At 53.3% G+C, this 26,626-nt stretch carries 26 protein-coding genes and 2 pseudogenes; 13 read left to right on the forward strand and 15 right to left on the reverse strand.

Features of this window, described 5'->3' with window-relative positions; all coding sequences use genetic code 11:
- Positions 1 to 132 precede the first annotated feature (132 nt).
- Positions 133 to 1,071, forward strand: coding sequence for a replication endonuclease (locus AC19YQ_RS00005; RefSeq protein WP_500594494.1), 939 nt, complete (start codon positions 133 to 135; stop codon positions 1,069 to 1,071).
- 41 nt (positions 1,072 to 1,112) lie between these two features.
- On the opposite strand, the gene AC19YQ_RS00010 is transcribed toward AC19YQ_RS00005, so the two are convergent.
- Together AC19YQ_RS00010 and AC19YQ_RS00015 are read right to left on the reverse strand one after the other, a co-directional pair.
- The gene (locus AC19YQ_RS00010) at positions 1,113 to 2,867 is read right to left on the reverse strand and encodes a hypothetical protein (protein WP_500594336.1); all 1,755 of its coding nucleotides are present in this window, start codon (positions 2,865 to 2,867) and stop codon (positions 1,113 to 1,115) included.
- A gap of 395 nt (positions 2,868 to 3,262) precedes the next feature.
- Entirely contained in the window at positions 3,263 to 4,921 is a 1,659-nt protein-coding gene (locus AC19YQ_RS00015) for a recombinase family protein (RefSeq protein WP_500594337.1), read from the reverse strand.
- A gap of 43 nt (positions 4,922 to 4,964) precedes the next feature.
- Between AC19YQ_RS00015 and AC19YQ_RS00020 the strand changes: the two are divergent.
- Both AC19YQ_RS00020 and tsaC read left to right on the forward strand, forming a co-directional pair.
- A pseudogene (locus tag AC19YQ_RS00020) lies at positions 4,965 to 5,390 on the forward strand (DNA-processing protein DprA); the annotation flags it as partial.
- 35 nt (positions 5,391 to 5,425) lie between these two features.
- On the forward strand, positions 5,426 to 5,983 hold the full coding sequence (gene tsaC / locus AC19YQ_RS00025) for an L-threonylcarbamoyladenylate synthase type 1 TsaC (protein WP_133074960.1): 558 nt from the start codon (positions 5,426 to 5,428) through the stop codon (positions 5,981 to 5,983).
- Positions 5,984 to 6,106: 123 nt separating this feature from the next.
- Here tsaC and AC19YQ_RS00030 read toward each other — a convergent pair whose 3' ends face one another.
- Positions 6,107 to 7,084: an NADPH:quinone reductase gene (locus tag AC19YQ_RS00030; RefSeq protein ID WP_326398897.1), complete on the reverse strand. Its 978-nt coding sequence runs from the start codon at positions 7,082 to 7,084 to the stop codon at positions 6,107 to 6,109.
- A 162-nt stretch (positions 7,085 to 7,246) separates the two neighbouring features.
- Between AC19YQ_RS00030 and hemF the strand changes: the two genes are divergently transcribed.
- From hemF to betT, 6 genes are all read left to right on the forward strand, one after another.
- Entirely contained in the window at positions 7,247 to 8,161 is a 915-nt protein-coding gene (gene hemF / locus AC19YQ_RS00035; RefSeq protein ID WP_326398895.1) for an oxygen-dependent coproporphyrinogen oxidase, read from the forward strand.
- 22 nt (positions 8,162 to 8,183) lie between these two features.
- The gene (gene aroE / locus AC19YQ_RS00040; RefSeq protein WP_500594338.1) at positions 8,184 to 9,005 is read left to right on the forward strand and encodes a shikimate dehydrogenase; all 822 of its coding nucleotides are present in this window, start codon (positions 8,184 to 8,186) and stop codon (positions 9,003 to 9,005) included.
- Positions 9,006 to 9,110: 105 nt separating this feature from the next.
- Positions 9,111 to 9,437, forward strand: a complete 327-nt coding sequence (locus AC19YQ_RS00045) for a DOPA 4,5-dioxygenase family protein (RefSeq protein ID WP_326398891.1) — start codon at positions 9,111 to 9,113, stop codon at positions 9,435 to 9,437.
- Between the two features lie 286 nt (positions 9,438 to 9,723).
- The gene (locus AC19YQ_RS00050) at positions 9,724 to 10,260 is read left to right on the forward strand and encodes a hypothetical protein (protein ID WP_500594339.1); all 537 of its coding nucleotides are present in this window, start codon (positions 9,724 to 9,726) and stop codon (positions 10,258 to 10,260) included.
- A gap of 73 nt (positions 10,261 to 10,333) precedes the next feature.
- Positions 10,334 to 11,785 (forward strand): SPM autocatalytic domain-containing protein, encoded by a 1,452-nt coding sequence (locus AC19YQ_RS00055; RefSeq protein ID WP_500594340.1) that lies wholly within the window; start codon positions 10,334 to 10,336, stop codon positions 11,783 to 11,785.
- 508 nt (positions 11,786 to 12,293) lie between these two features.
- The gene (gene betT / locus AC19YQ_RS00060) at positions 12,294 to 14,252 is read left to right on the forward strand and encodes a choline transporter BetT (RefSeq protein ID WP_219262037.1); all 1,959 of its coding nucleotides are present in this window, start codon (positions 12,294 to 12,296) and stop codon (positions 14,250 to 14,252) included.
- Between the two features lie 72 nt (positions 14,253 to 14,324).
- Here the strand turns inward: betT and AC19YQ_RS00065 are convergent, their stop codons facing one another.
- From AC19YQ_RS00065 to AC19YQ_RS00115, 11 genes are all read right to left on the reverse strand, one after another.
- Positions 14,325 to 14,453, reverse strand: coding sequence for a hypothetical protein (locus AC19YQ_RS00065; protein ID WP_257622897.1), 129 nt, complete (start codon positions 14,451 to 14,453; stop codon positions 14,325 to 14,327).
- A complete protein-coding gene (locus AC19YQ_RS00070; RefSeq protein WP_500594341.1) occupies positions 14,450 to 14,719 on the reverse strand; it encodes a type II toxin-antitoxin system RelE/ParE family toxin in 270 nt (89 codons plus the stop codon). Before AC19YQ_RS00070 ends, AC19YQ_RS00065 begins: the two co-directional genes overlap by 4 nt.
- Entirely contained in the window at positions 14,709 to 14,900 is a 192-nt protein-coding gene (gene relB / locus AC19YQ_RS00075; RefSeq protein WP_326398884.1) for a type II toxin-antitoxin system RelB family antitoxin, read from the reverse strand. The genes AC19YQ_RS00070 and relB overlap by 11 nt, the downstream gene beginning before the upstream one ends.
- Positions 14,901 to 15,052: 152 nt before the next feature.
- Positions 15,053 to 15,268 (reverse strand): TOBE domain-containing protein, encoded by a 216-nt coding sequence (locus tag AC19YQ_RS00080; RefSeq protein ID WP_003444581.1) that lies wholly within the window; start codon positions 15,266 to 15,268, stop codon positions 15,053 to 15,055.
- A 34-nt stretch (positions 15,269 to 15,302) separates the two neighbouring features.
- A complete protein-coding gene (gene ssuB / locus AC19YQ_RS00085; RefSeq protein ID WP_019828605.1) occupies positions 15,303 to 16,109 on the reverse strand; it encodes an aliphatic sulfonates ABC transporter ATP-binding protein in 807 nt (268 codons plus the stop codon).
- The gene (gene ssuC / locus AC19YQ_RS00090) at positions 16,106 to 16,912 is read right to left on the reverse strand and encodes an aliphatic sulfonate ABC transporter permease SsuC (protein WP_133074967.1); all 807 of its coding nucleotides are present in this window, start codon (positions 16,910 to 16,912) and stop codon (positions 16,106 to 16,108) included. The genes ssuB and ssuC overlap by 4 nt, the downstream gene beginning before the upstream one ends.
- A 7-nt stretch (positions 16,913 to 16,919) precedes the next feature.
- On the reverse strand, positions 16,920 to 18,068 hold the full coding sequence (gene ssuD / locus AC19YQ_RS00095) for an FMNH2-dependent alkanesulfonate monooxygenase (RefSeq protein ID WP_019828602.1): 1,149 nt from the start codon (positions 18,066 to 18,068) through the stop codon (positions 16,920 to 16,922).
- 31 nt (positions 18,069 to 18,099) lie between these two features.
- Positions 18,100 to 19,065: a sulfonate ABC transporter substrate-binding protein gene (locus AC19YQ_RS00100; RefSeq protein ID WP_500594342.1), complete on the reverse strand. Its 966-nt coding sequence runs from the start codon at positions 19,063 to 19,065 to the stop codon at positions 18,100 to 18,102.
- Between the two features lie 100 nt (positions 19,066 to 19,165).
- The gene (ssuE, locus tag AC19YQ_RS00105; protein ID WP_133074969.1) at positions 19,166 to 19,759 is read right to left on the reverse strand and encodes an NADPH-dependent FMN reductase; all 594 of its coding nucleotides are present in this window, start codon (positions 19,757 to 19,759) and stop codon (positions 19,166 to 19,168) included.
- 305 nt (positions 19,760 to 20,064) lie between these two features.
- Positions 20,065 to 20,703, reverse strand: a complete 639-nt coding sequence (locus AC19YQ_RS00110) for a peroxiredoxin (RefSeq protein WP_095027738.1) — start codon at positions 20,701 to 20,703, stop codon at positions 20,065 to 20,067.
- A 293-nt stretch (positions 20,704 to 20,996) separates the two neighbouring features.
- On the reverse strand, positions 20,997 to 22,355 hold the full coding sequence (locus tag AC19YQ_RS00115) for an OprD family porin (protein WP_500594343.1): 1,359 nt from the start codon (positions 22,353 to 22,355) through the stop codon (positions 20,997 to 20,999).
- A 499-nt stretch (positions 22,356 to 22,854) separates the two neighbouring features.
- On the opposite strand from AC19YQ_RS00115, the gene tauA reads away from it, so the two are divergent.
- The 4 genes from tauA to tauD are packed head-to-tail and all read left to right on the forward strand — an operon-like array spanning position 22,855 to position 26,376.
- Entirely contained in the window at positions 22,855 to 23,838 is a 984-nt protein-coding gene (gene tauA / locus AC19YQ_RS00120; protein ID WP_019828597.1) for a taurine ABC transporter substrate-binding protein, read from the forward strand.
- A gap of 26 nt (positions 23,839 to 23,864) precedes the next feature.
- On the forward strand, positions 23,865 to 24,659 hold the full coding sequence (gene tauB, locus AC19YQ_RS00125) for a taurine ABC transporter ATP-binding subunit (RefSeq protein WP_133074971.1): 795 nt from the start codon (positions 23,865 to 23,867) through the stop codon (positions 24,657 to 24,659).
- A complete protein-coding gene (tauC, locus tag AC19YQ_RS00130) occupies positions 24,656 to 25,492 on the forward strand; it encodes a taurine ABC transporter permease TauC (protein WP_019828595.1) in 837 nt (278 codons plus the stop codon). Before tauB ends, tauC begins: the two co-directional genes overlap by 4 nt.
- A 50-nt stretch (positions 25,493 to 25,542) precedes the next feature.
- Entirely contained in the window at positions 25,543 to 26,376 is an 834-nt protein-coding gene (gene tauD / locus AC19YQ_RS00135; RefSeq protein WP_500594344.1) for a taurine dioxygenase, read from the forward strand.
- A 137-nt stretch (positions 26,377 to 26,513) separates the two neighbouring features.
- Here the strand turns inward: tauD and AC19YQ_RS00140 are convergent.
- Positions 26,514 to 26,618 (reverse strand): annotated as a pseudogene (locus AC19YQ_RS00140) (TetR/AcrR family transcriptional regulator); the annotation flags it as partial.
- Positions 26,619 to 26,626 lie beyond the last annotated feature (8 nt).

A 26,626-nucleotide genomic window follows, 5' to 3' on the forward strand; every position in this document is an offset into this window, starting at 1 on the left:
CAGGGTGAAGCCTTGAGCTTGACTGAGCTGAATGATCGCGCGCTCTTCAACGCTGAGTTCGGAATAGGACATAGGGGCAGCACCGTACCGGAAAGGTCAGGTGTTGCACTCAGTTTTCGCGGCCGCCGGGATATTGAACAGCAAGAGTTTATTGATAACACTGAAATCGTATATGTAAAAAATGAAAAAGAAGAAAGAGTGGCACTTTCTAAGTTTGCTTTAACTGATGAGCGTAAAGCGTCAGAAATCTATATGAAAGTTAAAGATTTAGAAAAGGAGGCAGATAAAAAGGGCTATATCGCACTGTTTACGACATTTACGTGCCCAGCAGAATTTCACTCCAATCCTACCACTGGTAGAAACTGCTGGAATGGAGCGACGCCTAGGGAAGCATCGGATTGGCTTTCGGCAAAGCTTGTTTCGTTAAACAAAGATAGAGAAAGGCACGAAATTGAAACGCTTGGAATGTGGTGCAAAGAAGCCCACAAAGACCAGTGTGTTCATATGCACTCGATGTTTTTTGTTCGTCCCGACCAAGCGGATGAACTAATTGGCCTTATACACAAGCACTATTCTCATAGTGGAAATGCTGTAAGAATTGTTCGTATATCAGAAGAAGAAGCAAAAAAAGCGGGTAAAAAAGGCGCAAGCCCTGCTTCATATATAACGAAGTACGTTATCAAAAGTCTTCGTGAAAAGTCAGATGAGTCGATGAAAAACAAGGCAGTTGCTCGCCTTTGGGGTTATAGGATGTATGGTTTTTTCGGAAAAACTCAAACTATTCTATGGCGTGCATTTGATAGATTTTTCGACAAAGAACCACACGAACTATTCAAGACATTAAAAAACAAGGCTTTTGTATACCTTGCAAAACTTAGGCAAGAAGGAAGATTCTGGGCTTTTTGTGAATATGCTAATGAATTTGTTCAGTCTGTAATTGTTGAACACGATAAAGTTTCTTGGAGCGGATTTGAATTTATTAGAAAAGTGAAGTGGGGGTATCGAGTCGTAGGAACTGATGATTGTCTAAAAACAAAGTTTGAGTGTAGTTTGAAAACGAACTTCGCTTGAAGATAAAGAGCCAGCGGCTCTCATCATTCAATATGTAGAGTTTACGTATTTTTCAATTTGTGTGAGTTTTCATTTTTGACTTTGCTTGAAGGAACACTCCTGTCTAAGTTTTCAGTCCATTCGTTTTTTGAGGTTTTGTTATTTGCGGCTCTATGCTTCACTTCTTCGTGTGTACGTTTTTTTGTTCTTGCTTCAAAGTCTTTATCTTTCTTATCGTAATGCCTATCAATTGCGTTGAATAACTCTAATGACGCAACACTTTTATATTTGACAATTTCTTTAACTCGATTATCAAACTCATCTTCATCCAGCGCATCGTTCTTCAAGAAAACCTTGCCCAATCTCGTTTTTTTTAAGTTCCTATCGAAAAAAGGTTTAAGCCCTAGCATTTGTAGATATAGGCTTTTCATCTCGTCAAAGATTTTTATAAAATATTCGTGTGTAAAATTCTTGATTGACTCCTTATGTGTTGCTTCTTCTTGTTTGAGCTTCTTCAAGTCTTCTTCAAGTAATATTATTTCTGATTTTTTCTTTTCTTCTTCTTTGTTGTGGTCTTCAATCATTATGCTCAATTCAGAGAGTTTTTCATTCGCTTCGCTTAAATGGGATTGTATTTTTGAAATAGATAACCTTTCATTTAATACTTGCCTTTCGGCTTCTTCTTTCTCTTTATTTGCATTTAATGCTTTTGATTTTGCAACATTGTACGCCTCATTTAATCGTGATGTTTCTGCATTATAAAAACTAAACTGTCTTTCAATTTTCGGCTTTTTAGCATCTTCCTCAATCAAGCGCATACGTGCATTATTTTCTTTTGTCTTTTCAAGTTTCTTTGCTTCAACATCATATCTTGCAAGCATCTTGTTAGAATGTTGGTAGAACAAAGTTTGAAAATATTGAGCCTGGGTTTTTTTTGCAGAATATGAGCGATTGGAAAAATCAAGATGAGTAGCATCAGGATATTCGGCTTTTAACTTTTCAATATTCGCATTTACGAATTTCTTTTGAGCAGTGAGTAAGTCATATTTTTCAGTGCGTTTGTTTTTTGCATCTACAAATATGTGCGGGTGATTACCAATCTCGTCGCCGTGAAAAACAATTAGTTTAATGGGGTAATCGGGGAAGTTTTCTTTGTAGAAAGAATGAATATTGGATATTAAATCAGCGGTTTTCACTTCTACTTTGTTGTGTGTGGGGATTTTAAAAAATGCTTCTTGAACAAATATCTTGTTACGTGAAATATCAGATTTATCGTCAACAACCTTATTGTGAAGTTCAAAAAACTTTTTAACTGTTTCTATTTTTTGACTTTTGCGTGCAAACTCAAACTGATTTAATGCATTAATATCACTTTCAATATCTACCAAATCCTTTTTGTCTAGAAAATTTAAAAGTAAAATTTTTAAAGGGTTGTTGTCATCTGTGATTGAGTTGTGCCATTTGTTTATTTTTGCTTTGTACTTGCTCAATGTATCTGATGTTTTAGATTTCTTATCTTTTGTTTTTTGTTCTACCAATATATCAGTGATAAAACCTTCTTGAATTTCTACCTTTTGTTTTTCTGTTAATGTGTCGAGTGCGATTGGAGATTTGCCGAGCGAAGGACAATAAACTAAATTTAAATGAGAGCGCTCGTCGTCCCATTCTAGAATTTTAGTTGCTAGAATTTTGTTATCAACAGTCGGGGAAATTCGCAGAGAGTGAGCAAGACTTTTGAAAAGTCGAGACATTCCAGCGCTGTTATTTTTGAAATTGAGATGTTTGTAAATCATAGTTGTTGTTTTTTTTGTAGCCATTTTGTTCACCGTTTTTTGATTTTATGTTTTCCCTTAATATATGAATTTAGAAAAATTATGAGCGATAAAGCGATATTTTTATAAATGCTTTTTAGAAATTGATTAAAAAATAATAAGCATGTGCGATATTTTTTAAACCATTTCGTGTGATGTTTTTGTTCGCTTTGCTTGTGATTTGGCTTCTGTCCTGCTGACAAGCACGAGTGGAACTTGGAACCTCATCTTTTGCGCAGCAAAAGTGTGGTGGAAAGTGTAGCGAGTTACTTATAACATCACATAATTAGAATAACATATTGAAATGAGCAAGCAGGGCGTTAGCAAAAACTAGATTGAGTTCAATACTTTTGAGCCCTCTAAAATCAGAATTGAAATTCTGATTTTAGAGGGCTGCGTGACTAATTAACCGTAAGGTCGAACATAGTTTGTAAATCGCCAAGCTCGAAATCCCTAAGTATATTTTTTAGCGGATAAGTTTTTATAGAGCGTGCAATTCTCTCTCCATTTTTGTTGCGCATTTCAAATTTTGTTTGCCTTATAGATTTGTCATGACTAACAAAAAATGAAATATTATGACGCTTGAAGAATGTATTTAGTTGTGCTCGTCCATCATCTGTCATAAACAAATCTATGACGCTTTGGCTGTTTTCAATTTCCAAATTTTCTGCTTCAACGCTTGCGGCGAAAAGTTCCAACTCTATTTGTAGCTTTTCTATTCGTGCCTCCATATTGGAAATTTCTTTCAACATTATTGCGGGAAGTTTAAAATCGGCTTCTATCAGCATCGCATTCAAACTGCTGAGTTTAGTTCGGCAAGATGCTAAATCAGTTTGTTTTTTTTCGAACTCAACATTTTGGGTATTATCAGACGAGACTAGAAGATTTTCAATTTTCGAATTAAGAAATATCGCTTGGGTGGAAATCCCCTTGTAATCATTTGGAAAATCATTAGTCAATCGATTCGCCATGTTAATGCATTCAAGCAAAGAGCCTAAGATATATTCAAAACGTATATTGTCTGCTGTGCAAACATGCTTTTGAATACGGGCATTATCACATTTGAAAAAAGGGTATATCTTATCTTTATACCGACTGCCCCGATGGTCATAGTACAATTTTCCGCCGCACGATGAACAGTAAATGCAGTGTTTGAATATATTAAAGTCTTGTTCTGTTCTCCTTCCCGACCAGTTTTTTTGCTTTCGGTTACTCATAACATCAATTACTTTATAGAACAAGCTCGGCTTAATTAGGTTAGGGTAATAGTTCTCGATAAAACCCGTCAGGATTTTTTTTGATTTACCATCAGTAGTATACTCAATTCGATGAGTTGCCATGCAACCGATAACGGTTTTGTGTTTGATTATTTTGTTCAGCGAGCCGTTGCTCCATTTTCTATTCGACGTTTCATTTATTTTTATTAGAGCGGTATTCATACCGTATTTCAATAAAAGCTCAAAAAGCTGATTTATTTCTTTTTGTTCTTCTTCGTGAATAACAAATTTATCATTTTCAACACGCAACCCATATGGTATGGATTTACCCTTTTTAATTATTACCTCTCCATTTGTAGCTTTGGCTTTACGTGCTTTCCAAGCAGATAATAAACGGTCTGATTTTGTTTCAGATTCTTCGTTAGCTCTCTTTGCAATCAGGCTAATCATCAGCAAGTTTTCAAAATCTCTCGAAGGGTCATTATACGAGTAGGTTTTTTTATCCACAGTTGTATAAATATTTATTCCTTTTTTGAGAATGCCTTGAAGAAGTTCAACACCATCGAGCACACGTTGACGAGTTATACGGTCGATGCTCTCCACGACAAGATAATCGCCTTGGCGGATAGCGCCGCTGTGTATTCTGTCCAGCATCTCTTTGAAATTGCCTGAGCGGGCATTGTCACCACGAAAAGCGGATTTGCCTTTGTCGTATACGACCTCTGCAATGGGCGTCCCTGTGGACGTCTCAAAGAGGTCTAGGGCAGTTAATTGACGGTTCTCGCTGTCCCCTGAGGCTTGTATTGCACGGGAATAGCGTATGTATGCATAGGCTTTTCGCATTTCAGCACGTCCATAAAATTCACTCTGAAAACTATATCACCCAATCATCAGCGGTTTATCCCTTGGTGTGCTGGTGGTGGAGGCCAGTGTGGCCAGCGGCTCGCTGATCACCGCCCGCCTGGCGGCTGAACAGGGGCGCGAGGTGTACGCCATGCCCGGCTCTATCCACCATCCGGGGGCACGGGGTTGTCATCAGTTGATCCGCGATGGCGCCACTCTGGTCGAGACCGTGGAGCATATTCTGGAAGGCCTGCGTGGCTGGCGCTCATTGCCGTTATCCACCACCGATTTATTTACACCAAGCTGTCATCCATTAGTGCAATTGTTGCAGGCAGCGCCTCAAACCAGCGAAGCACTGGTCACTGCCAGTGGTTGGGATTTACCTCGATTGCTGGCGGCAATGACCGAACTCGAACTGGCGGGGCACGTCGTGCTGGAGGGCGGGCGTTGGTTTGCGCGGCCCAGCTAAGTACACTGCGTGTAGTACATATCTGGAGACATTCAATGATCAGCACCTGGCGCGTCCAACAAGCTGCAAGAGCCATTCGCGCAGGCGCGGTGATTGCCTATCCAACCGAGGCGGTCTGGGGTTTGGGCTGCGACCCGTGGGATGAAGAAGCGGTCGAGCGGTTGCTGGCGATCAAGTCGCGGCCTGTGGATAAAGGCCTGATTGTGGTGGCTGACAACATCCACCAATTCGACTTTCTGTTTGAAGACTTCCCCCAGGAATGGATCGACCGTATGGCCAGCACCTGGCCGGGGCCGAACACCTGGCTGGTGCCGCATCAGGGCTTGTTGCCCGAGTGGATTACCGGCGTGCATGACACCGTGGCGCTGCGTGTGAGTGATCACCCGCTGGTGCGTGAGCTGTGTGCATTGGTGGGCCCGATCGTGTCGACGTCCGCCAACCCGGCGGGCTTGCCCGCTGCGCGTACCCGGTTAAAAGTTGAGCAGTATTTCCGTGGGCAAATTGATCATGTACTGGGCGGCAATCTGGGCGGGCGTAAAAACCCGAGCCTGATCCGCGATCTGGCGAGCGGCAAGGTGGTTCGCCCGGCGTAGGCACACAGGCTTTTCTGTTGTGTGGGGGCGGGCTTGCTCGCGATTGAGGCACTACGGTGTGTCAGTTACACCGCAGCGATTCCATCGCGAGCAAGCCCGCTCCCACAGGGATGGACGCTTGTTTTAAGGCAACAAAATCGTAGAACCCGTCGTACGGCGTGCCGACAGCTCAGTCTGTGCCCTGGCGGCATCACTCAGCGCAAAACGCTGGCTGATATCAACCTTGATTGCACCACTGCGGATCATCGCAAACAGCTCATCGGCCATCGCTTGCAGGTTATCGGCGCTATTGGCGTAGGACGCCAGTGTTGGACGGGTCACGTACAGCGAGCCCTTCTGCGACAAAATCCCCAGGTTAACCCCGGTCACCGCCCCCGATGCGTTGCCAAAGCTGACCATAAGACCACGGGGTGCCACGCAATCGAGCGAGGTCAGCCAGGTGTCTTTGCCCACGCCGTCATACACCACCGGGCACTTCTTGCCGTCGGTCAATTCCAGCACACGCTTGGCCACATCCTCATGGCTATAGTCGATGGTTTCCCATGCGCCCAGCGCCTTGGCATGGGCCGCTTTTTCGGCTGAACTGACGGTGCCGATCAGCTTTACGCCCAGCGCTTTTGCCCATTGGCAGGCAATCGAACCGACGCCACCGGCGGCAGCGTGAAACAGGATTGTTTCGCCACCTTTGAGTTCATAGGTCTGACGCAGCAAGTATTGGGTTGTCAGCCCCTTGAGCATCACGGCGGCGGCCTGCTCAAAGGAAATATCATCGGGCAGTTTCACCACATTCGCGGCGGGCAACACATGCAACTCGCTGTATGCGCCCAAGGGGCCGGTGCCGTAGGCCACGCGATCGCCGACCTTAACGGTACGCACTTCACTGCCCACCGCTTCAACAACCCCGGCGCCCTCATTACCCAGCCCGGACGGCAGCTCAGCCAGCGGGTACAAGCCGCCACGGTAATAGGTATCGATGAAATTCAGACCGATGGCCTGATTGCGTACCCGCACGTGCTGCGGGCCCGGCTCGGCGGGTTGGAAGTCGACATACTCAAGCACTTCAGGGCCGCCGTGGGCCCGAAACTGGATACGCTTAGCCATCTGCACTTTCCTTGCTGAATTGACGAAGCCGCTATCCAACGCTTAAGCGTGATCTTCGTCAACTGCGGTGATGCGCAGGGCGATGTTATGCTAGCGGCCCTTTGCCGCCGGCCCCGCTCTGATGGACGTGCCGCGTCGCTTTGCCCGATTTAAGGTGATGTCATGACTACTCGCACCGAGGCTGTAAAAGCCTATCTGCTCGACCTTCAAGACCGCATTTGCAACGCACTGCAAACTGAAGACGGCGGCACTCAATTCGTTGAAGACGCCTGGCAGCGCCCGGCGGGCGGTGGCGGTCGTACCCGTGTAATTGAAAACGGCCACGTGATTGAGAAAGGCGGCGTCAACTTTTCCCACGTTTTTGGCAGCGGTTTGCCGCCATCCGCCAGCGCCCATCGCCCAGAACTGGCGGGCCGTGGCTTTGAAGCCCTGGGTGTGTCGCTGGTGATCCACCCGCACAACCCGCATGTGCCAACATCCCACGCCAACGTGCGCTTTTTCATCGCTGAGAAAGAAGGTGAAGAGCCGGTCTGGTGGTTCGGTGGCGGCTTTGACCTCACGCCCTACTACGCCGTTGAAGAAGACTGCGTGCACTGGCATCGCGTGGCCGAGCAGGCGTGTGCGCCGTTTGGCGCCGATGTGTACCCGCGCTACAAGGCCTGGTGCGACACCTACTTCCATATCAAGCATCGCAACGAGCCACGGGGCATTGGCGGCCTGTTTTTCGATGACTTGAACGAGTGGGATTTCGACACCTGTTTCGCCTTTATTCGTGCCATTGGCGACGCCTATATCGACGCCTACCTGCCGATCGTTCAGCGCCGCAAAAACGACGAATACACCGCCCAGCAGCGTGAATTCCAGGAATTCCGCCGTGGCCGCTACGTGGAATTCAACCTGGTTTATGACCGTGGCACCCTGTTTGGCCTGCAATCGGGCGGTCGCACCGAGTCGATCCTGATGTCGCTGCCGCCGCAAGTTCGCTGGGGCTACGACTGGAAAGCCGAGCCGGGCAGCCCGGAAGCGCGTCTGACGGATTACTTCCTGCAAGACCGCGACTGGTTAGCCAACGCCTGACACTGCCCGAGGAGCTTGCCTGATGGACCGTTACGTCGTTTTTGGTAACCCGATTGCCCACAGCAAATCCCCGGTACTGCATCGCCTGTTTGCCGAGCAAACCGGCCAGGTCATGCAATACGACACCTTGCTCGCGCCGCTGGATGATTTTTCCGGCTGTGCCACAGCGTTCTTTCAAGAGGGGCGCGGCGCCAACGTCACCGTGCCATTCAAAGAAGATGCCTACCGCCTGGCCGATCAACTGACCGCCCGCGCGCAACGGGCCGGTGCCGTCAATACGCTGAGCAAGCTGGCCGACGGCAGTTTGCTGGGGGACAACACTGATGGCGCAGGGCTGGTGCGCGACCTGACAGTCAATGCCGGTTTCAGCCTCAAGGGCAAACGCATCCTGGTACTGGGCGCGGGCGGTGCGGTGCGTGGCGCATTGGAACCCTTGCTGGCCGAAGGGCCGGCCTCGGTGACAATCGCCAATCGCACGGTTGAGAAGGCCGAACTGTTGGCTGAACTGTTCTGCGACCTGGGCCCGGTGGCGGCCAGTGGTTTTGACTGGCTGCACGAGCCTGTCGACCTGATCATCAACGCCACCTCGGCCAGCTTAAGCGGCGAACTGCCACCCATTGCCAGCAGCCTGATCGAGCCGGGTAAAACCCTGTGCTACGACATGATGTACGGCAAGGAGCCGACGCCTTTTTGCGTGTGGGCCAGCGGGCATGGCGCGGGTCAGGTGATGGACGGTTTGGGGATGCTCGCTGAACAGGCGGGTGAGGCGTTCTACCTGTGGCGCGGTGTGCGGCCGGACACGGCCCCGGCGTTGGCTGAGTTGCGGCGGTTGCTGGCGTTTTAACTGTGTGTGGGCTTGCTTGCGATTCGGCTGGTGCGGAGTATCAGTAACCCTGAGCCGATCCTATCGCGAGCAAGCCCGCTCCCACATCACCCGTACGAGAGCGATATGCAGAGAATCAAGGGCTACCACGCTCACATCTATTTCGACGCCTCGACCATCGATCAGGCGCGGGCCTTGTGCGAAGAGGCGAAGCAACTGTTTGGCGTCACCATGGGCCGCGTGCACGAACGCCCGGTCGGCCCGCACCCGGACTGGAGCTGCCAGCTGGCGTTCGGCCCGGAGCTTGTGGGTATCGTCCTGCCGTGGCTGGCGCTCTACCGGCACGGTTTGGTGGTGTTTATGCATCCCGATACCGGCAATGACCTGCTGGACCACACCGACCATGCGATCTGGATGGGCGCGATTCGGCCGCTGGATTTGTCTGTGTTTTAAACGGGGGCGCGCAGTTCAGCGCCCGGTTTAACCCTCTCCTACATACTATTTTTAGTTACGGAAATATCCGACATTAAGTACGGCGGCTTCGCTGTGGTCATATTTTGGTACAAGGCCTAAAGTTTTCAGGGCGATAAGATTTTTAATATTGAATCTTGGATGGTGTATGGAAATAACACGTCCAAAACCATGTTTCGCGCTGTGCTCTGGAGATTAAATGTTTCTGGTGGCTGTATTTAATCCTCCTGTGGATAAGGCGATACATCAGTAATATTGGAGGCTGGTAGTGCGTAGATATCTTCTAGGTGGGCTTATATCACTGGTGTTTGCTTGGGGCTCAATGCCCACCCATGCAGCTTGCACGTTTGTTAATAAAAAAACGAATATCAGTGTTTTTTCCTTTGATGTTTCGGGTGAGGATTGTGAGCTTATTGATTTTAACCGTGAAACCGTGATTACTCTTCGAGTTGAGTATCCGTCCATGAAGTTGGTTGACTATAAAAATAAATCTAACAATGTAATGGTATTAGTTCTATTTCCTATATCCGTTCCTCCGTTTGATATAAATCGAGTCACCCGAACATTAAAAACCATTGCGTCTTTTGATGGGGTTGAACTGTTAGAGGGTAGTGAGAAGATGTATAGAGTCGCGGGCCGTGATGGAAGCAATGCTTACATACATGAGTGGGACCTTATTTATGTGGGAAAAAGAGCGTACAAAAATATTTTTGGGGTTGACTATTTGTTTAAGCGTGAGATTTCCGACCTTAAAGAAGTCGATAATTTTGCGTTGAGTTTTCTGGATCGTTTTTTAATTAATTAATTAAGGAGGCGCCAATATGGTGCAAATACCTCTTACACCCGCGGATGTCATATACCTGAAAAGTAGACTCGCCGTGAAAGACTACGCGGGAGGATACCATTACTTATATAATGTTGCTCAAAAAGCCATTGCCAACCAGGCCGATGGCGAAGTGAGAGACCAGATGTTGATGACGGCTAACTGGCTTATGGCTGCAAAATCTATCAATAATATTGATGGGAGCTTTGTAAGCGAACTGGTTTCCAATTCCATGCGATATGCAGTTGAGCGCTCCGGAAGGAAATTCACTTCGCGTATGTATAAAAATGCTTCTGACAGATTAGCCCACCAAGTTATTGCGGATTTTATTTATGCTAAAGGCATTTTGCCAATTAAAGAGGTGATCAAAAGAGACGTACAAGCCGCAGTTGAAGGCTTGGGCTTGGAACCATGGCAATGGGCCGGGACGCTCGGTGATGAGTTTCCTGTGTGGGGGGGTGGACTAGGGCATAATTACGTTGAGATTCCGGGCCGTAACTTTTTAGAGCAAATGGAAAATTATGCCACGGTATTTATACAAAATGCCGCTGCTATTGGGATGATTTTCGAAAAGTATTTTGGCAATGCCTCAATGATTATACCTATTGTAATAAAGATAGTATTTGAAGATTTATTAGTAAAAGGTGTAGAGGTTGATATTTCACTGCCTGTAGTTCCTGGTGGCGGTATAAGTAAGGGTACGGCTGGTAGTCTTGACAGTGGCGGAAGTGGGGGGGCAGGTGGCGCTACTTCTGCATCGAACGGCTACAGCACAGGCGGAGGGGTACCTGTGACAAATATCCAAAGGCCAGCTGCTAATGTTGATATTTCTTTGGAAAGTGTTGGAGGTCTCAACTATATAACGCCAGAACAAATTGCAAGAATGAAATGCGCCTTAGAAAACAAAGTAGACCCTTTGATTTTGGATCTGGGTGGGGCCGGAGTAAAACTCACCAACCCTCATACCTCTCCTGTTCATTTCGACATGAACAACGATGGCGAGAAGGTGCAAACGGGGTGGAGCAGTACTGACGAGGGTATGGTTGTTTTGGACCTTGATGGCAACGGAAAAATTGATAATGTCTCGGAGTTGATGTCAGAGTATTTTGGTGCCGAACAAGGAAGCCGTGATTCTCCGAGTAAAAAAACCTTTGATAATGCATTTGATGCACTGCGCAGCCTGGATAGCAACAAAGACCTTAAGTTTGATAACCAGGATGAACGCTGGGGGGATGTGAGGGTTTGGGTTGATGCCAATCATGATGGCCAAAGCTCAGCAGATAGCCCTCAAGAAACTGGCAATGCAAGCGAGTTATACTCACTGGACGAATTGGGTATTTCACACATTGATCTGACGTATACGAAGCCATTAGCAGATACCCGTAATGGGAACGATATAGTTGGGGTGAGTAGTTTTATTCAGAAAGGTGAAGTTAAAAAATCAGTGGCTGTTAATTTCTCGACTATTGTTCCCGATGAGTCGTCGGAAGATTCAGTGCTCAATTGAATGAGTGTCAAAAATAATATAAAAAATCCATGATTAGCCTGCATGCTGACTTCTTTCTTTGGACTCGTCTCCACTCCTGTGCATTGAGCACATTGTTGGTCACTTCAACTCTTTGAGCCTGTCGACGTCTAAAATCAGTCTGTTTTTTGACCATTTCACTGGTGTGTGCTTTTTTTTTGATTTTTTTCAACGCCCGAAAATTCCTTTTTCTGTTGCCGCCTCCACCCCCCTGACAGCCCCACCCCACAACGGCTGAACGTTGATCATGGCCATGTGTCATACCCAGGCATGAGCTAACGTATCAGACGTGTAGCCGTGGGTAGCGATTAGTGCTGAAAGGCCATCCATGTTTAACTTGAATGCTCGTTCAACTTAAACCGGTGGTCCGCTGCCCGCTCACAACAGGAGGCTAACCCTTGCCGAATCCGCTCTTTTTGATCCCGTTTTACCTCTATAAGGTGCACATCCAATGAGTGTACCGATCACGCCTGAAACGTCTTCGATCCGCATGAACCCGCCGGTATTTTACTTTGCCGCCGTGTTTATCCTGATCTTTGGCCTGGTGGTCATCGCCATGCCACAAGCAGCCGGTGAATGGCTGCTGGCCGCACAGAACTGGGCGGCCAATACGGTCGGCTGGTACTACATGTTAGCGATGACCCTGTATCTGATCTTCGTGGTCGTCACCGCCTTGTCCGGCTACGGCAAGATCAAGCTCGGTGCCGACCACGACGAACCCGAGTTCAGTTACCTGTCCTGGGCGGGCATGCTGTTCGCCGCCGGGATCAGCATCACGCTATTTTTCTTCTGTGTGTCCGAACCCCTGACCCATATGCTCGCCCCGCCCCAAGGCCCGGCCGGTACGTCAGAGGCTGCGCGCCAAGGCATGCAGCTGCTGTTCTTGCACTGGGGCCTGCATGGCTGGGGCGTGTTCGCCTTTGTGGGCATGGCGCTGGCCTACTTCGCCTACCGTCACAACTTGCCGCTGGCGCTGCGCTCGGCGCTCTACCCGCTGATCGGCAAGCGCATCAACGGGCCTATCGGCTATGCGGTGGATGGCTTCGGCATCATCGCCACCGTGTTTGGCCTGGGCGCCGACATGGGCTTTGGGGTGTTGCACCTCAACTCCGGGCTCGACTACCTGTTCGGCCTGCCGCATACCCAATGGGTGCAAGTGGGCCTGATCACGCTGATGATGGGCGCGGCGATCCTGGTGGCCATTGCGGGCGTCGATAAAGGCGTGCGGGTGATGTCCGACATCAACATGCTGCTGGCATGCGCGCTGCTGCTGTTTGTGCTGTTCGCAGGCCCCACCCAGCATTTGCTCAACACCCTGGTGCAAAACATCGGTGACTATCTTGGCGCCTTGCCGACCAAGAGTTTCGACGTGTACGCCTATGACAAACCCAGCGACTGGCTGGGCGGCTGGACGGTGTTCTACTGGGCCTGGTGGATCGCATGGTCGCCGTTTGTGGGCCTGTTCATTGCGCGTATTTCACGGGGCCGTACCATCCGCGAGTTCGTGTTCGGCGTACTGCTGATTCCGTTGGGCTTCACCCTGGCGTGGATGTCGATTTTCGGCAACAGCGCCATTGATCAGGTGCTCAACCACGGCATGGTTGCCCTCGGCCAGTCTGCCATAGACGACCCGTCGCGCACGCTGTACCTGCTGCTGGAGACCTACCCGTGGAGCCGGACCGTGATTGCGGTGACGGTGTTTATCAGCTTTGTGTTCTTCGTGACCTCGGCCGACTCCGGCACCGTGGTGCTGTCCACCCTCTCGGCGCGTGGCAATAACGCGGACGAGGACGGCCCTAAATGGCTGCGGGTGTTCTGGGGTGCGATGACGGCGCTGGTTACCAGTGCGCTGCTGTTCTCGGGCAGTATCGATGCGCTCAAGTCAGCGGTGGTGCTGACCTCGCTGCCGTTCTCGCTGATTTTGCTGCTGATGATGTGGGGCCTGCATAAGGCGTTCTACCTTGAGTCGCAAAAGCAGATTGCGCAGATGCACTCCCTGGCGCCGGTTTCGCACTCCCGTCGTGGCGGTTGGCGTCAGCGCTTGAGCCAGGCCGTGCACTTCCCGTCCCGTGACGAGGTGTATCGCTTCATGGATACCACCGTGCGCCCGGCGATTGAAGAAGTGAGCGCGGTGTTCCTGGAAAAAGGCCTGAATGTCGTCACCCAGCCGGACCCGGCCAACGACAACGTGAGCCTGGAAATCGGCCACGGCGACGAACATCCGTTCATCTACCAGGTGCAGATGCGTGGCTACTTCACGCCTTCCTTCGCCCGTGGTGGCTTTGGCAAAAAAGAGCAACTGCGAAACCGCCGTTACTACCGCGCTGAAGTGCATTTGGCCGAAGGCAGTCAGGATTACGACCTGACGGGCTACACCAAAGAGCAAATCATCAACGACATCCTCGACCAGTACGAACGTCATATGCAGTTTTTGCATTTGGTGCGGTGACAGCCAGGGCCCGCCTGCAATGGGCGGGCCTTGATTTTGTAGTTGCTGCTACGGGGGGCGACTCTAAAGAAATTACAGGGATAGCGATCTGACAGTTTCATCGCGTTTTGGCAGATCCAGTTCCACGTATCCGGCTTTCTCGAAGCGTTTATGGATACGGCTGCCCAGCCCTCTGTTCTGCTGCTTGTTGTTTTTGCTCATGGATATTCCTGCCTTGCGTGCAGAACGGTGACTATCTCGATCCGATTCGTGACTCTATAGACCACCAGGTAATTGGGATGCACGACAATTTCCCGAGTCCCGAGTACTCGACCGAATCTATACAAATAGGGATGCTGAGGTAGAGCGGATATAGCGGCTTCAATGTTCTTGTAGAGCTCACTGGCCGCGACAAGATTGCGGTCGCTGATGTACTCAAGAATCTCGCTGAGTTGAGCCCGAGCAAGGGGCCGCCACTCAACCAGCATCGCGCTCTTTGCGTTTTGACTCGATCAGGGCCTGCATCTGGGCCATTACTTGATCGTGGGGGATGCCCGGGCGCGGATCATCAAGTGCGGCCTGTACCTTGGCTCGGAACCAGCGATCATAACTGGCGGCCTGCTCTTCGGTTTCGAACTCTGAAACGATCGGGGAAAGGTGGGCGCTCATGGAGACCTCCTCCTGCGTGGGTGCCTTTGAGTCTAATCCGTCCACCGCTTGCTGTCTTTGTAGCCACGACGAAGTGCACCTCAAGGGGTGTTTTCCAGCCACAAAAAACCCCGAAGGGCTCACACCTTTCGGGGTTGTGGATAAACCACGGTTTACAGCTTGGCGATGGACACTTCGGTGGATTTTACAAACGCGATCACTTCGCTGCCGACCACCAGTTCCAGCTCTTTGACCGAGCGGGTGGTGATCACGGAGGTCACGATGCCCGATGCGGTCTGTACGTCGATTTCCGACAGCACGTCGCCCAGCACGATTTCCTTGATGTGGCCTTTGAACTGGTTGCGAACGTTGATGGCTTTAATGGTCATGGTGTCGATTCCTGTCTTGGGATAGAAAGTGGTTTTATTGCGCCCAGCGCAGTTGCGTAGGCAGCGGTGCAACGGGTTCCGGCTCAGGTGGCGAGCCAGGCAGTGCGAGAACACGGTTCAGTACTTCGGTTTCCAGTGCGGCCAGGCGGTGCGAGCCGCGTACTCGAGGGCGTTGCAGATCGACGGTGAGGTCCAGCCCCACCTGCCCTTCTTCAATCAAAATCACCCGGTCAGCAATCGCGACGGCTTCGCTGACGTCGTGTGTCACCAGCAACACGGTAAAACCATGCTGGCGCCACAGGCGTTCGATCAGGTCCTGCATTTCAATTCGGGTCAGGGCATCCAGCGCGCCCAGCGGTTCGTCGAGCAGCAGCAAGCGCGGCTGGTGGATCAGGGCGCGGGCCAGGGCCACACGCTGTTTTTGCCCGCCCGACAGTGCTGCTGGCCATTCATTGGCGCGTTCGGCCAGGCCGACTTCTTCCAGGGCTTTGAGCGCTTTGGGGCGCCAGTCGCCTTTAAGGCCAAGGCCCACGTTGTCGATGACTTTTTTCCAGGGCAGCAAACGTGCTTCCTGAAACATCAGTCGCGTGTCTTCACGGGCCGCTTGCAGCGGTGCGCTACCGGCCAGCAATTGGCCTGCGGTGGGCTGGTCGAGCCCGGCCAGCAGGCGCATCAAGGTGCTTTTGCCGCAACCGCTGCGCCCGACAATGGCGACAAATTGCCCCGCCGGGATATGCAGATTGATATCTCGAAGCACCAGCCGCTCGCCGAAGGCTTTTTGCAGGCCGTTGATGGCCAGCGGGATGCCCTGGCGCAAACGTGGAGGTTGTTGAGCTGTCATGCTGCACCGCCTTTAACGACTTGATACGCCGGGTGCCAGCGCAACCAGATGCGCTCCAGACCACGGGCCGCGGTATCGGCCAGCTTGCCGAGCACGGCGTACAAAACAATTGCCAGCACCACCACGTCGGTTTGCAAGAACTCCCGGGCGTTCATCGCCAGGTAGCCGATGCCGGAGCTGGCGGAGATGGTTTCGGCCACGATCAACGTCAGCCACATAAAGCCCAGGGCAAAGCGCACGCCCACCAGGATCGAAGGCAACGCCCCCGGCAAGATCACCTGCCAGAACAGGCTGAAACCGGACAACCCGTAGTTGCGCGCCATCTCGACCAGCGCCGGGTCGACGTTGCGGATGCCGTGGTAGGTGTTGAGGTAGATCGGGAATAAAGTCCCCAGTGCTACCAGAAAAATCTTCGCCGACTCATCGATACCGAACCACAGGATGACCAGCGGAATCAGCGCCAGGTGCGGTACGTTGCGGATCATTTGCACCGAGCTGTCGAGCAGGCGTTCGCCCCATTTCGACAGGCCGGTAATAAAGCCCAACGCCAGGCCGATGCTGCCGCCGATGGCAAAGCCCAATCCGGCACGCCAGCCGCTGATGGCCAGGTGTTTCCAGATTTCGCCACTGCGTACCAGCTCGATCCCGGCCGTGATCACGGCACTGGGGGCGGGCAGGATGCGTGTCGACAACCAGCCCGCCGACACGGACAGCTGCCATACCGCCAGCAGCAACACAGGCAAGGCCCAGGGCGCCAGGGTGTGACCGATTTTATTGAGGCCCGAGGCCTTGCCTGAACTCATGGCGACCTCAGCTCTGCGACGCGGCTTTAGGGAGAATGTCATTGGCGACCATTTCGCCAAACGGGCTCACGTAGCTGGCGCCTTTTGGCAGTTCCGGGCGCTCGATATCCAGGTGCGGGAACAGCAGTTCGGCAACGCGGTACGACTCTTCCAGATGGGGATAACCCGAGAAGATAAAGGTGTCGATGCCAAGGTCGGCGTATTCCTGAACCCGGGCCGCCACGGTTGGGCCGTCACCGACCAGTGCCGTGCCGGCACCGCCACGCACCAGGCCCACGCCGGCCCACAGGTTGGGGCTGACTTCAAGGTTGTCGCGGCTACCGCCATGCAGGGCGGCCATGCGTTGCTGGCCGACCGAGTCGAAGCGCGACAGCGAGGCTTGAGCGCGGGCGATGGTGTCGTCGTCCAGATGGGAAATAAGTTTGTCGGCGGCTTTCCATGCCTCTTCGTTGGTTTCACGCACGATCACGTGCAGACGAATGCCGAAGCGTACGGTGCGGCCCAGCTTGGCGGCCTTGGCACGTACCTGTTCGATTTTTTCGGCGACGGCGGCCGGTGGCTCGCCCCAGGTCAGCACCATTTCAACTTGTTCGGCAGCCAGGTCTTGCGCAGCTTCCGACGATCCACCGAAGTACAGCGGCGGGCGCGGTTGCTGGATCGGTGGGTAAAGCAGCTTTGCGCCTTTGACGGTGATGTGTTCGCCGTCGTAGTCCACGGTTTCGCCTTCGAGCACACGACGCCAGATGCGGGTGAACTCCACCGAGGCCTGATAACGCTCTTCATGGCTGAGGAACAGGCCATCACCGGCCAGTTCTTCCGGGTCGCCGCCAGTCACCAGGTTAAACAGTGCGCGGCCACCGGACAGACGGTCCAGGGTCGCGGCCTGACGTGCCGCCACCGTGGGCGAGACAATGCCAGGGCGCAGGGCCACCAGAAATTTCAGGCGCTGGGTAACGGGGATCAGCGCTGCGGCCACCAACCAGGAGTCTTCGCACGAACGCCCTGTCGGAATCAGTACTCCGCCAAAGCCCAGACGGTCTGCGGCTTGTGCGACTTGTTGCAGGTAGCCGTAGTCAACGGCACGAGCGCCTTCGGAGGTGCCAAGGTAATGGCCGTCACCGTGGGTAGGCAGGAACCAGAAAATATTGAGGCTCATGGAGTGGTCTCCTAAATGGGGGCAGCAAGCGTTAGTTGGCTTTGGCCAGATTGGCCGGGGGCGTCCAGATCACGTCTTTCACAACCAGCGGCTTGGGGATCAACTTGAGTTGGTAAAAGGTGTCAGCGATTTTTTGCTGCGCGTTGACCACTTCAGGGGTCAGAAACTGTGCCCCATAGCCTTGGCGTTTGACCGCTGTCAGGGTGATTTCAGGAGACAGGCCCAACAGGGGCGCGACTTGTTGGGTCACGTCGTCAGGGTGGGCTTTGGCCCATTCGCCAATGTTGCGCACTTCATCGACCAGGGTTTCGATCACCTTGGGATGCTGTTCGGCGTAAGGCTTGGTGGCCAGATAGAACTGATGGTTGTCGGCGATACCGCTGGCGTCACGCAGGGTGCGCGCTTGCAGCTGTTGTTCGGCGGCGGCCTGGTACGGGTCCCAGATCACCCAGGCATCGACACTGCCGCGCTCGAAAGCGGCACGGGCATCGGCGGGTGGCAGGAACACGGTCTGGATATCGGTGTATTTCAGGCCAGCGTCTTCAAGGGCCCGCACCAGCAGGTAGTGAACGTTGGAGCCTTTGTTGAGCACGACCTTTTTGCCTTTGAGGTCTTTGACCGAGGTGATCGGTGAGTCCTTGGGCACCAGAATCGCTTCGCTGGTAGGGGCTGGCGGCTCGTAGGCCACGTAGAGCAGGTCGGCACCGGCGGCCTGGGCGAACACGGGCGGGGTTTCGCCGGTCACGCCGAAGTCGATGGAGCCCACGTTCAGGCCCTCAAGCAGTTGCGGGCCACCGGGGAATTCGGTCCATTGCACATCAACGTCCTGCTCGGCCAGACGCTTGTCCAGCGTGCCTTTGGCCTTGAGCAGCATCAGCGTGCCGTATTTTTGATAACCGATGCGCAGGGTATCGGCTTGAGCCTGGGTAACAGCGCCGAAGGACACAGCCGCAGCTAACAGTGCGACCAGACCGCGACGCAAAATGACAGGGCGCATGGCGCTCTCCTTTTGAGGTTCGAGATTCGGGTAGCACCTGCCGAGCCGTTAGCGGATCAGTAAGGTGGTGAAGCGTGTTGCTGTCTGTGGGGATCTTGCTTTAAATGCTCCAGCGAGCCGTGACCAGGCGCTCGTTGAGGATGCCGGGATCCAATGGTTTGGGGCGTCGCGCCAGGGCGCTGTAGAACTGTTCAAGGGACTCGTTCATGCGCTGTTCCAGCACGGGCACCAGTTGCGCTTGTGCGCTGCCTTCGCCGTAAGCGATCTGGCTGTCTTCGGCAAAAATGCCGTGCAGCATTTCCTGAGCCTTGAGCGCCGACAGTACGGGTTTGAGTGCGTAGTCCACGGCCAGCATGTGGGCGATGCTGCCACCGGTGGCGATGGGCAACACCACTTTGTGGCTCAGTGCGCGTTCGGGCAGCAAGTCGAGTACGGTTTTGAGTGCGCCGCTGAACGAGGCCTTGTAAACCGGCGTCGCAATCACCAGGCCGTCGGCGTTTTCAATCTGCTGCAGCAGGTCGATAATTTTTGGGCTGTCGAAGCGTGCGTGCAGCAAGTCTTCGGCCGGGAAATCACGTACCTGATAACTCACCACTTCGACGCCTTGCTGGTTGAGCCAGCGTTTGGCGTGCTCCAGCAACACTCCCGAACGGGATCGTTGGCTTGGGCTTCCTCCGAGTGTCACGACCAGCATCTAGACGTTTCCTTGAATGAATATGTGCAATTCGCTGTCAGCGTTTTCGCTTGAGTGAACAGACCTTAACAGGTGATTTATATATCTATAAATCATATTTATTCATTTGTTTATTCTTAAAATGCATATGCGATTTTGTTAAATGAAACGCAAAAAAAAGGCCGTCGAAACGGCCAGAAACCCTGCTGAAGACACTGGGAAATTGAGTAGTCGCTGCCGTAGGCTGCGAAGGGTTGCGCAGCAACCCGTTTATCCGAGTCGCCTCAGTCCTTCGCAGCCTGCGGCAGCGACTACGGGTGTAGGGATTATTTATTGGGCTGCGGCGTTAGGCGCAGGTAGGGCTTCACGGCGCGGTAGCCCTTGGGGAAGCGTTTCTTGATTTCGTCTTCGTCCTTGAGCGATGGCACGATGACCACTTCGTCGCCGTCCTGCCAGTTGGCCGGTGTCGCGACTTTGTGGCTGTCCGTCAGTTGCAGGGAATCAATCACCCGCAGAATTTCGTTGAAGTTGCGCCCGGTGCTGGCCGGATAGGTGATGGTCAGGCGGATTTTTTTGTTCGGGTCAATCACGAACAGCGAGCGCACCGTCAGGGTGTCGCTGGCATTGGGGTGGATCAGGTCGTAGAGGTCGGACACCTTGCGATCGGCATCGGCCAGGATCGGGAAGTTGACCACGGTGTTCTGGGTTTCGTTGATGTCTTCGATCCACTTGTGGTGCGAGTCCACCGGGTCTACCGACAGCGCGATGGCTTTGACGCCACGCTTGGCAAACTCATCCTTGAGCTTGGCGGTAAAGCCCAGTTCGGTGGTGCACACCGGGGTGAAGTCCGCCGGGTGCGAGAACAACACGCCCCAGCTGTCGCCCAGCCATTCATGGAAGTGAATCTTGCCAGCGCTGGAATCCTGTTCGAAATCGGGGGCGATGTCGCCGAGTCTGAGGCTCATGGTGCAGCTCCTTTTTATAGGGAATGGCAGGGCGTGATGGCTTTACTCTGCCTGCGTCACGAGCTAATTAAAAAGAATAAATATCGATTTGGTTAGGTCTGAATGGAATATTAAAAACTGTTTCATTGGACGCAACAATGCACCAGGTCCAGTCTGAACTCAGTTGGGCAAGGGGAGCGGCAGGGAGCTGCGACATTTGAATGTGTTGCGAATTGACCGTTCAGGTCTTCGGTAAACACCCTGCCCGGCATTGCGCCGGGCAGGATTTTTCTAACCTTTGATCTACAACAGGCTTACAGCAACGGGATCGAGTAGCTGACGATCAGACGGTTTTCGTCTTGATCACGCTGGTTGGCAATGTCGTTGCGCCACATGGCGTTTTTCCACATGAAGCCCAGGTTTTTCAGCGTGCCTTCCTGGATAACGTAAGCCACGGTGATATCGCGTTCCCACTCGGAAGCGCCATTGCTGGTCTGCACACGGTTGGCGTTGTAGGTGTCGATGTTATCGCCACGCAGGTAAACCGCGCCCGCCGTCAGGCCAGGAACGCCCACTTTAGCGAAGTCATACGAGTAGCGTGCCTGCCAGGTGCGTTCGCCAGCACGGGCAAATTTCGAGATCTGCATGTCGGTAGGGATGTAAGCCGATGCGCCGTCGCCCTGGTTCAGGAACGGGAAGTCGCTGCTGCCGTTGCTGACCTGATAACCGCCACCGAAGGTGTGACCTTCAACGGTGTACAGGAACAGGCCGCTGATCAGGTTGTTGTCGACCTTACCCTTGCCGTTGGCCTGGGTGTGGTAATCGCCTGTGGTGTAGTAGGCCGGCTCGTTACCGTTCTTGCCGTCGTCGGAGCTGTTGAAGTAACGCAGGTCAGATTTCAACACGCCCGGGCCAATGGACCAGTTGTGGGTCAGACCCAGGAAGTGTTGCTTGTAGAAGTCTTCCAGGTTGCCGTAGTAGTACTGCAGCAACAGGTCTTTGTTGAGTTTGTAGTCAACGCCGCCGTAGTAGAACTTGTTAACGAACTTGCCCGTGCTGTAGTTCGAGCCACCGTTGGCGCCGCCAAGCGACAGGCCTTCGTTGTTGCTGGAGTTACGGCCCTTGGCGTGTTCGATCTGGCCGCCGGTGAAGGTCAGGTCCTTGAACTCGCTGGAGGTGATCTGGCCACCCTGGAAGGTTTGCGGCAGCAAACGACCGTCGTTGGTCACGATAACCGGCAGTTTTGGCTGCAGGGTGCCGATGCGCAGTTCGGTCTGGGAAATCTTGGCTTTAGCGGTCAGGCCCAGGCTGGAGAAATCGTCTACAGCGTGGTTGCCGTCGCTTGGGAATACCGAGCCGCCAGAGTTTGTGCCATTAGGGTTGCCGTGTTTGGCAGTGCTGGAGTCAAGTTTGACGCCCAGCAGGCCAATGGCGTCCACACCGAAGCCGACTGTGCCCTGGGTGAAACCCGAGGTGTAGTCCAGCTGGAAGCCTTGGCCCCATTCAGCGGTGTAGTTGGAGTTTTTCGGCGCACCCGAATCACGGTTGTCGTTGTTGATGTAGAAGTTACGCAGTTTCAGCGTGGCTTTGCTGTCTTCAATGAAGCCTGCAGCGCTTGCTTGTTGTGCCAACAACCCTACGGCCACAGCGATGGCCAAGGTGGACTTGTTCATTGTGTTGCTCCTTTGCGTTTCTAATTTTTGTATTTCATTAGCCCCGGATCTGAGGTCTGGGTGCTGCAGATGCGCGATTAGCGCCAGACGGTGACTGGCAAGTCAATCGTAACCAATCATGTCTACGACCTTTGTCTAGTCTCCCGTCGTTTGTGCGCAGATTAATGGCTATTTAATAAACCTAAAAAGAATTATTTATGATCTTTTAAGATCGAATAGGCATAAAGCAGGATATTTCCTACGCGCACGAAAAGGAATGCTATCGGTCTTTCGTCTAATTCCTAAACATAATTTCATGAATCTTTTAATAGCGTTTGGTTCTTAAACCTTGGCTTCGATCACAGGCAGGGAAAAATGCCTGGGCATCTGTGGCACGAGCCTGCCTGCGGATGTCGCGGAACTACATAAGCTAATGCTTAAAAGTTATTTATTTAGAGTTTCTTAGATCATTTAACCTCGCATTCTGCCGATATCCGGCCGCCTGCCGAGGAGCTTCCTGATGAAATTGCATTCTCCCTTACGCCTTTTGGCTGCTTTGTCTCTGGCGGGTGCCAGCTTCTTTGCGCAGGCCGCCAGCACGGATGTCACCGTGGCTTACCAGACCACCGTGGACCCGGCAAAAGTTGCCCAGGCCGATGGCGCCTACGAGAAAGCCACGGGGGCCAAGATCAACTGGCGCAAGTTTGATAACGGTGCCGACATCATTGCCGCCATCGCCTCGGGGGATGTGCAGATTGCTTACCTGGGCTCAAGCCCGCTGACGGCAGCAGTGACTCGCAACGTTCCGGTTGAAACCTTTCTGATTGCTACCCAGCTGGGCGGCTCTGAAGCTCTGGTCGCTCGCGACGGTTCCGGCATCAACGGTCCGCAGGATCTGGTCGGCAAAAAAGTGGCCGTGCCCTTTGTGTCCACCGGTCATTACAGCCTGCTGGCCGCTTTGAAGCACTGGAACATCGACCCTTCGAAAGTACAGATTCTGAACCTGGCGCCACCGGCCATCGTGGCGGCCTGGAAGCGTGGCGATATCGATGCCACCTACGTGTGGGATCCGGCACTGGGTACGGCCAAGGAAAACGGCAAGGTGCTGATTACTTCGGGTGAGCTGGGCAAGCTGGGCGCACCGACCTTTGATGCCTGGATCGTGCGCAAGGACTACGCCGCCAAGCACCCGGAAGTGGTCAAGCAGTTTGCCAAGGTGACGCTGGATGCCTATGCCGACTACCACAAGGATCCAAAAGCCTGGCTGGCCAATCAGAGCAACATCGACAAGGTGGTGAAACTGTCGGGCGCCAAGGCAACGGATATCCCTCTGTTGCTGCAAGGCAACGTGTACCCGCTGGCGGCTGACCAGGTTGTCTTGCTGGGCGCACCGACCACCAAAGCCCTGGCCGACACCGCTGCCTTCTTGAAAGAGCAGAAAAAAGTCGACGCCGTACTGCCGGACTACGCGCCGTCGGTCAACGCCACTTTTGTTACTCAATAATCAACGCAGCTGAGGAGTCGACGGTCATGGCCTTGTTATCGCTGGAGCGCATCAGCGCACAGTATCCTGGCGCCGCTGAGCCGGTGCTGTCGGACATCTCCGTCAGCCTCGGCCCTCAGCAACTGCTGGTCGCCCTCGGCCCTTCGGGCAGCGGTAAAACCTCGTTGCTGAATTTGATTGCAGGCTTTGTCGAGCCCAGCAGTGGTCGAATCACCCTGGATGGCGTGCCGGTACATGGCCCCAGCGCAGAGCGCGGCGTCGTGTTTCAGGACGATGTGTTGCTGCCGTGGCAAGACGTGCTGGCGAACGTGGCCTTTGGCCTTGAACTGGCCGGTGTCCCGCGCAGCAAACGCGAAGCCCGCGCCCGTGAAATGCTTGCGCTGGTGGATTTGTCCGGTTTTGAGAAGCGCCGGGTGTGGGAGCTGTCGGGCGGGCAAAAACAGCGTGTGGGCCTGGCCCGAGCGCTGGCTGCCGACCCCCGTGTGTTGCTGATGGACGAACCGTTCGGCGCCCTCGATGCCTTTACCCGTGAGCAGATGCAGGAACTGCTGCTGCAAGTGTGCCGTCGCACCGACAAGCCCGTTTTCCTGATTACCCACGACATTGAAGAAGCGGTGTTTCTGGCCACGGATCTGATTTTGCTGGCGCCCAACCCGGGTCGCATTGTTGAACGGTTGACCCTGGATTTTGGCCAGCGCTACAACGCGGGCGAGTCTGCCCGCTCGATCAAGTCCGACCCTCGTTTTATCGAAACCCGTGAACATGTGCTTGAGCGCGTGTTTTCACAACGCGGTGCCGCCCAGCGGCAGGAGCGCGCATGAGCAGTTATGAAGCCGTTACTGGCGCCCCCGTTGCTGTGCCCCACGCACCGCGCCCGGTTAAACGCAGCCTGAGCACGCGCTGGATCAGCGTCTTGACCCTCGTCACTCTGATCGCCGTCTGGTGGGCTGTCACTGCGGGCGGGTGGATCGAGCCGCTGTTTTTGCCACCGCCCTCTGCCGTGCTGCAAAAAGGCTGGTTGCTCGCGACCGCTGGCTATATGGACTCCACCCTGTGGCAACACCTGGGCGCGAGTTTGAGCCGTATCGGGCTGGGGCTGGGCTTTGCGATTCTGACGGCAGTGCCGGTGGGTATCGCCATTGGTCACAACCGGATTGCGCGGGGGATTTTCGACCCGCTGATCGAGTTCTACCGCCCGATTCCGCCTTTGGCCTATTTGCCGCTGATCGTGATCTGGTGCGGGATTGGCGAGTTGTCGAAAGTGTTGCTGATTTACCTGGCGATCTTTGCCCCTATCGCCATTGCTACCGCCACGGGCGTACGCACGGTCGACCCGGCCAAAGTGCGCGCGGCGCAGTCGTTGGGCGCCACGCGCTGGCAGCTGATTCGCCATGTGATTTTGCCGAGTGCCTTGCCGGATATTTTGACCGGAGTACGCATTGGTCTGGGCGTGGGCTGGTCGACCCTGGTGGCCGCCGAGCTGATCGCCGCCACCAGTGGCCTGGGCTTCATGGTGCAGTCCGCTGCGCAATTTCTGGTCACCGATGTGGTGGTGCTGGGGATTCTGGTGATCGCCATCATCGCCTTTGCCATGGAAATGGGCCTGCGGGCCCTGCAACGCAAGCTGGTGCCGTGGCACGGCCAGGCTCACTAATTAACAGAACTCGACGCTGATTAATCGGCGCGCTGATAAAGAGACAGATCATGAGCCTGACCATTACCCCGATTAGCTCTGCCCTTGGCGCCCAGATAGACGGCGTTGACCTGACTCAGCCCCTGAGTCTTGAGTACCGTGATGCCATCGAGCAAGCGTTGTTGGCGCATCATGTGGTGTTCTTCAGGAATCAGTCGATTACGCCCCAGCAGCAGGCACGTTTTGCCGCCAACTTTGGCGATCTGCATATTCATCCGATTTATCCCAACGTGCCGGAGCAGCCTGAAGTGCTGGTGCTGGACACGGCCGTGACCGACGTGCGCGACAATGCGGTGTGGCACACCGACGTGACTTTTTTGCCGACGCCGGCCATGGGCGCGGTGTTGAGTGCCAAGCAACTGCCGGCGTTTGGTGGCGATACATTGTGGGCGGCCGGGATCGCGGCTTTTGAAGGGTTGTCCGGGCCGCTGCAAGTGTTGCTGGAGGGGTTGACGGCCACCCATGACTTCACCAAGTCGTTCCCGCTGGAGCGTTTTGGATCGACCCCTGAAGAGCTGGCGCGCTGGGAGCAAACCCGCAAGAACAATCCGCCGTTGTCGCACCCGGTGATCCGTACGCACCCGGTGAGCGGGCGAAAATCGCTGTTCGTCAACGAAGGCTTTACCACGCGGATCAATGAGCTGTCTGAAGCCGAAAGCGAAGCGATCCTGAAGCTGCTGTTCGCCCATGCCACCCGCCCGGAATACACCATTCGCTGGCGCTGGCAGGAAAACGACGTGGCATTTTGGGACAACCGCGTGACCCAGCATTACGCCGTGGATGACTACCGCCCTAACCGCCGCGTGATGCATCGTGCGACCATTTTGGGTGATGCGCCGTTCTGAGCCGCTCATCCACTTCTGTGGGAGCGGGCTTGCTCGCGATTCAGGCGGTGCGGTCTCTCGTTGAACCGAGTCGATGTAATCGCGAGCAAGCCCGCTCCCACAAAGGCAATCTCAGAAGAGTGGATGCAGGCAAACGGTCAGGTGTTTGACGGGCTTTCACGCTTGGGCAAAAAAGTCGGCAAGTACAGTCCCAGATAAGCATCTACCACGCGCATCCCTTCTTCGGCCATGCGCCGCGTGATGCATCGTG

This window comes from Pseudomonas sp. MF06569, assembly GCF_059862735.1.

Coding starts and splice junctions, on each gene's coding strand:
- AC19YQ_RS00030 (WP_326398897.1), bottom strand. CDS start 7,084: ATGGCTAAGCGTATCCAGTTTCGGGCCCACGGCGGCCCTGAAGTGCTT.
- AC19YQ_RS00070 (WP_500594341.1), bottom strand. CDS start 14,719: ATGCTGGTTGAGTGGCGGCCCCTTGCTCGGGCTCAACTCAGCGAGATT.
- AC19YQ_RS00065 (WP_257622897.1), bottom strand. CDS start 14,453: ATGAGCAAAAACAACAAGCAGCAGAACAGAGGGCTGGGCAGCCGTATC.
- tauD (WP_500594344.1), top strand. CDS start 25,543: ATGAGCCTGACCATTACCCCGATTAGCTCTGCCCTTGGCGCCCAGATA.
- AC19YQ_RS00115 (WP_500594343.1), bottom strand. CDS start 22,355: ATGAACAAGTCCACCTTGGCCATCGCTGTGGCCGTAGGGTTGTTGGCA.
- tauC (WP_019828595.1), top strand. CDS start 24,656: ATGAGCAGTTATGAAGCCGTTACTGGCGCCCCCGTTGCTGTGCCCCAC.
- AC19YQ_RS00080 (WP_003444581.1), bottom strand. CDS start 15,268: ATGACCATTAAAGCCATCAACGTTCGCAACCAGTTCAAAGGCCACATC.
- tauB (WP_133074971.1), top strand. CDS start 23,865: ATGGCCTTGTTATCGCTGGAGCGCATCAGCGCACAGTATCCTGGCGCC.
- AC19YQ_RS00110 (WP_095027738.1), bottom strand. CDS start 20,703: ATGAGCCTCAGACTCGGCGACATCGCCCCCGATTTCGAACAGGATTCC.
- AC19YQ_RS00045 (WP_326398891.1), top strand. CDS start 9,111: ATGCAGAGAATCAAGGGCTACCACGCTCACATCTATTTCGACGCCTCG.
- ssuD (WP_019828602.1), bottom strand. CDS start 18,068: ATGAGCCTCAATATTTTCTGGTTCCTGCCTACCCACGGTGACGGCCAT.
- AC19YQ_RS00015 (WP_500594337.1), bottom strand. CDS start 4,921: ATGCGAAAAGCCTATGCATACATACGCTATTCCCGTGCAATACAAGCC.
- AC19YQ_RS00100 (WP_500594342.1), bottom strand. CDS start 19,065: ATGCGCCCTGTCATTTTGCGTCGCGGTCTGGTCGCACTGTTAGCTGCG.
- relB (WP_326398884.1), bottom strand. CDS start 14,900: ATGAGCGCCCACCTTTCCCCGATCGTTTCAGAGTTCGAAACCGAAGAG.
- ssuE (WP_133074969.1), bottom strand. CDS start 19,759: ATGCTGGTCGTGACACTCGGAGGAAGCCCAAGCCAACGATCCCGTTCG.
- tauA (WP_019828597.1), top strand. CDS start 22,855: ATGAAATTGCATTCTCCCTTACGCCTTTTGGCTGCTTTGTCTCTGGCG.
- tsaC (WP_133074960.1), top strand. CDS start 5,426: ATGATCAGCACCTGGCGCGTCCAACAAGCTGCAAGAGCCATTCGCGCA.
- betT (WP_219262037.1), top strand. CDS start 12,294: ATGAACCCGCCGGTATTTTACTTTGCCGCCGTGTTTATCCTGATCTTT.
- ssuB (WP_019828605.1), bottom strand. CDS start 16,109: ATGACAGCTCAACAACCTCCACGTTTGCGCCAGGGCATCCCGCTGGCC.
- AC19YQ_RS00010 (WP_500594336.1), bottom strand. CDS start 2,867: ATGGCTACAAAAAAAACAACAACTATGATTTACAAACATCTCAATTTC.
- ssuC (WP_133074967.1), bottom strand. CDS start 16,912: ATGAGTTCAGGCAAGGCCTCGGGCCTCAATAAAATCGGTCACACCCTG.
- hemF (WP_326398895.1), top strand. CDS start 7,247: ATGACTACTCGCACCGAGGCTGTAAAAGCCTATCTGCTCGACCTTCAA.
- aroE (WP_500594338.1), top strand. CDS start 8,184: ATGGACCGTTACGTCGTTTTTGGTAACCCGATTGCCCACAGCAAATCC.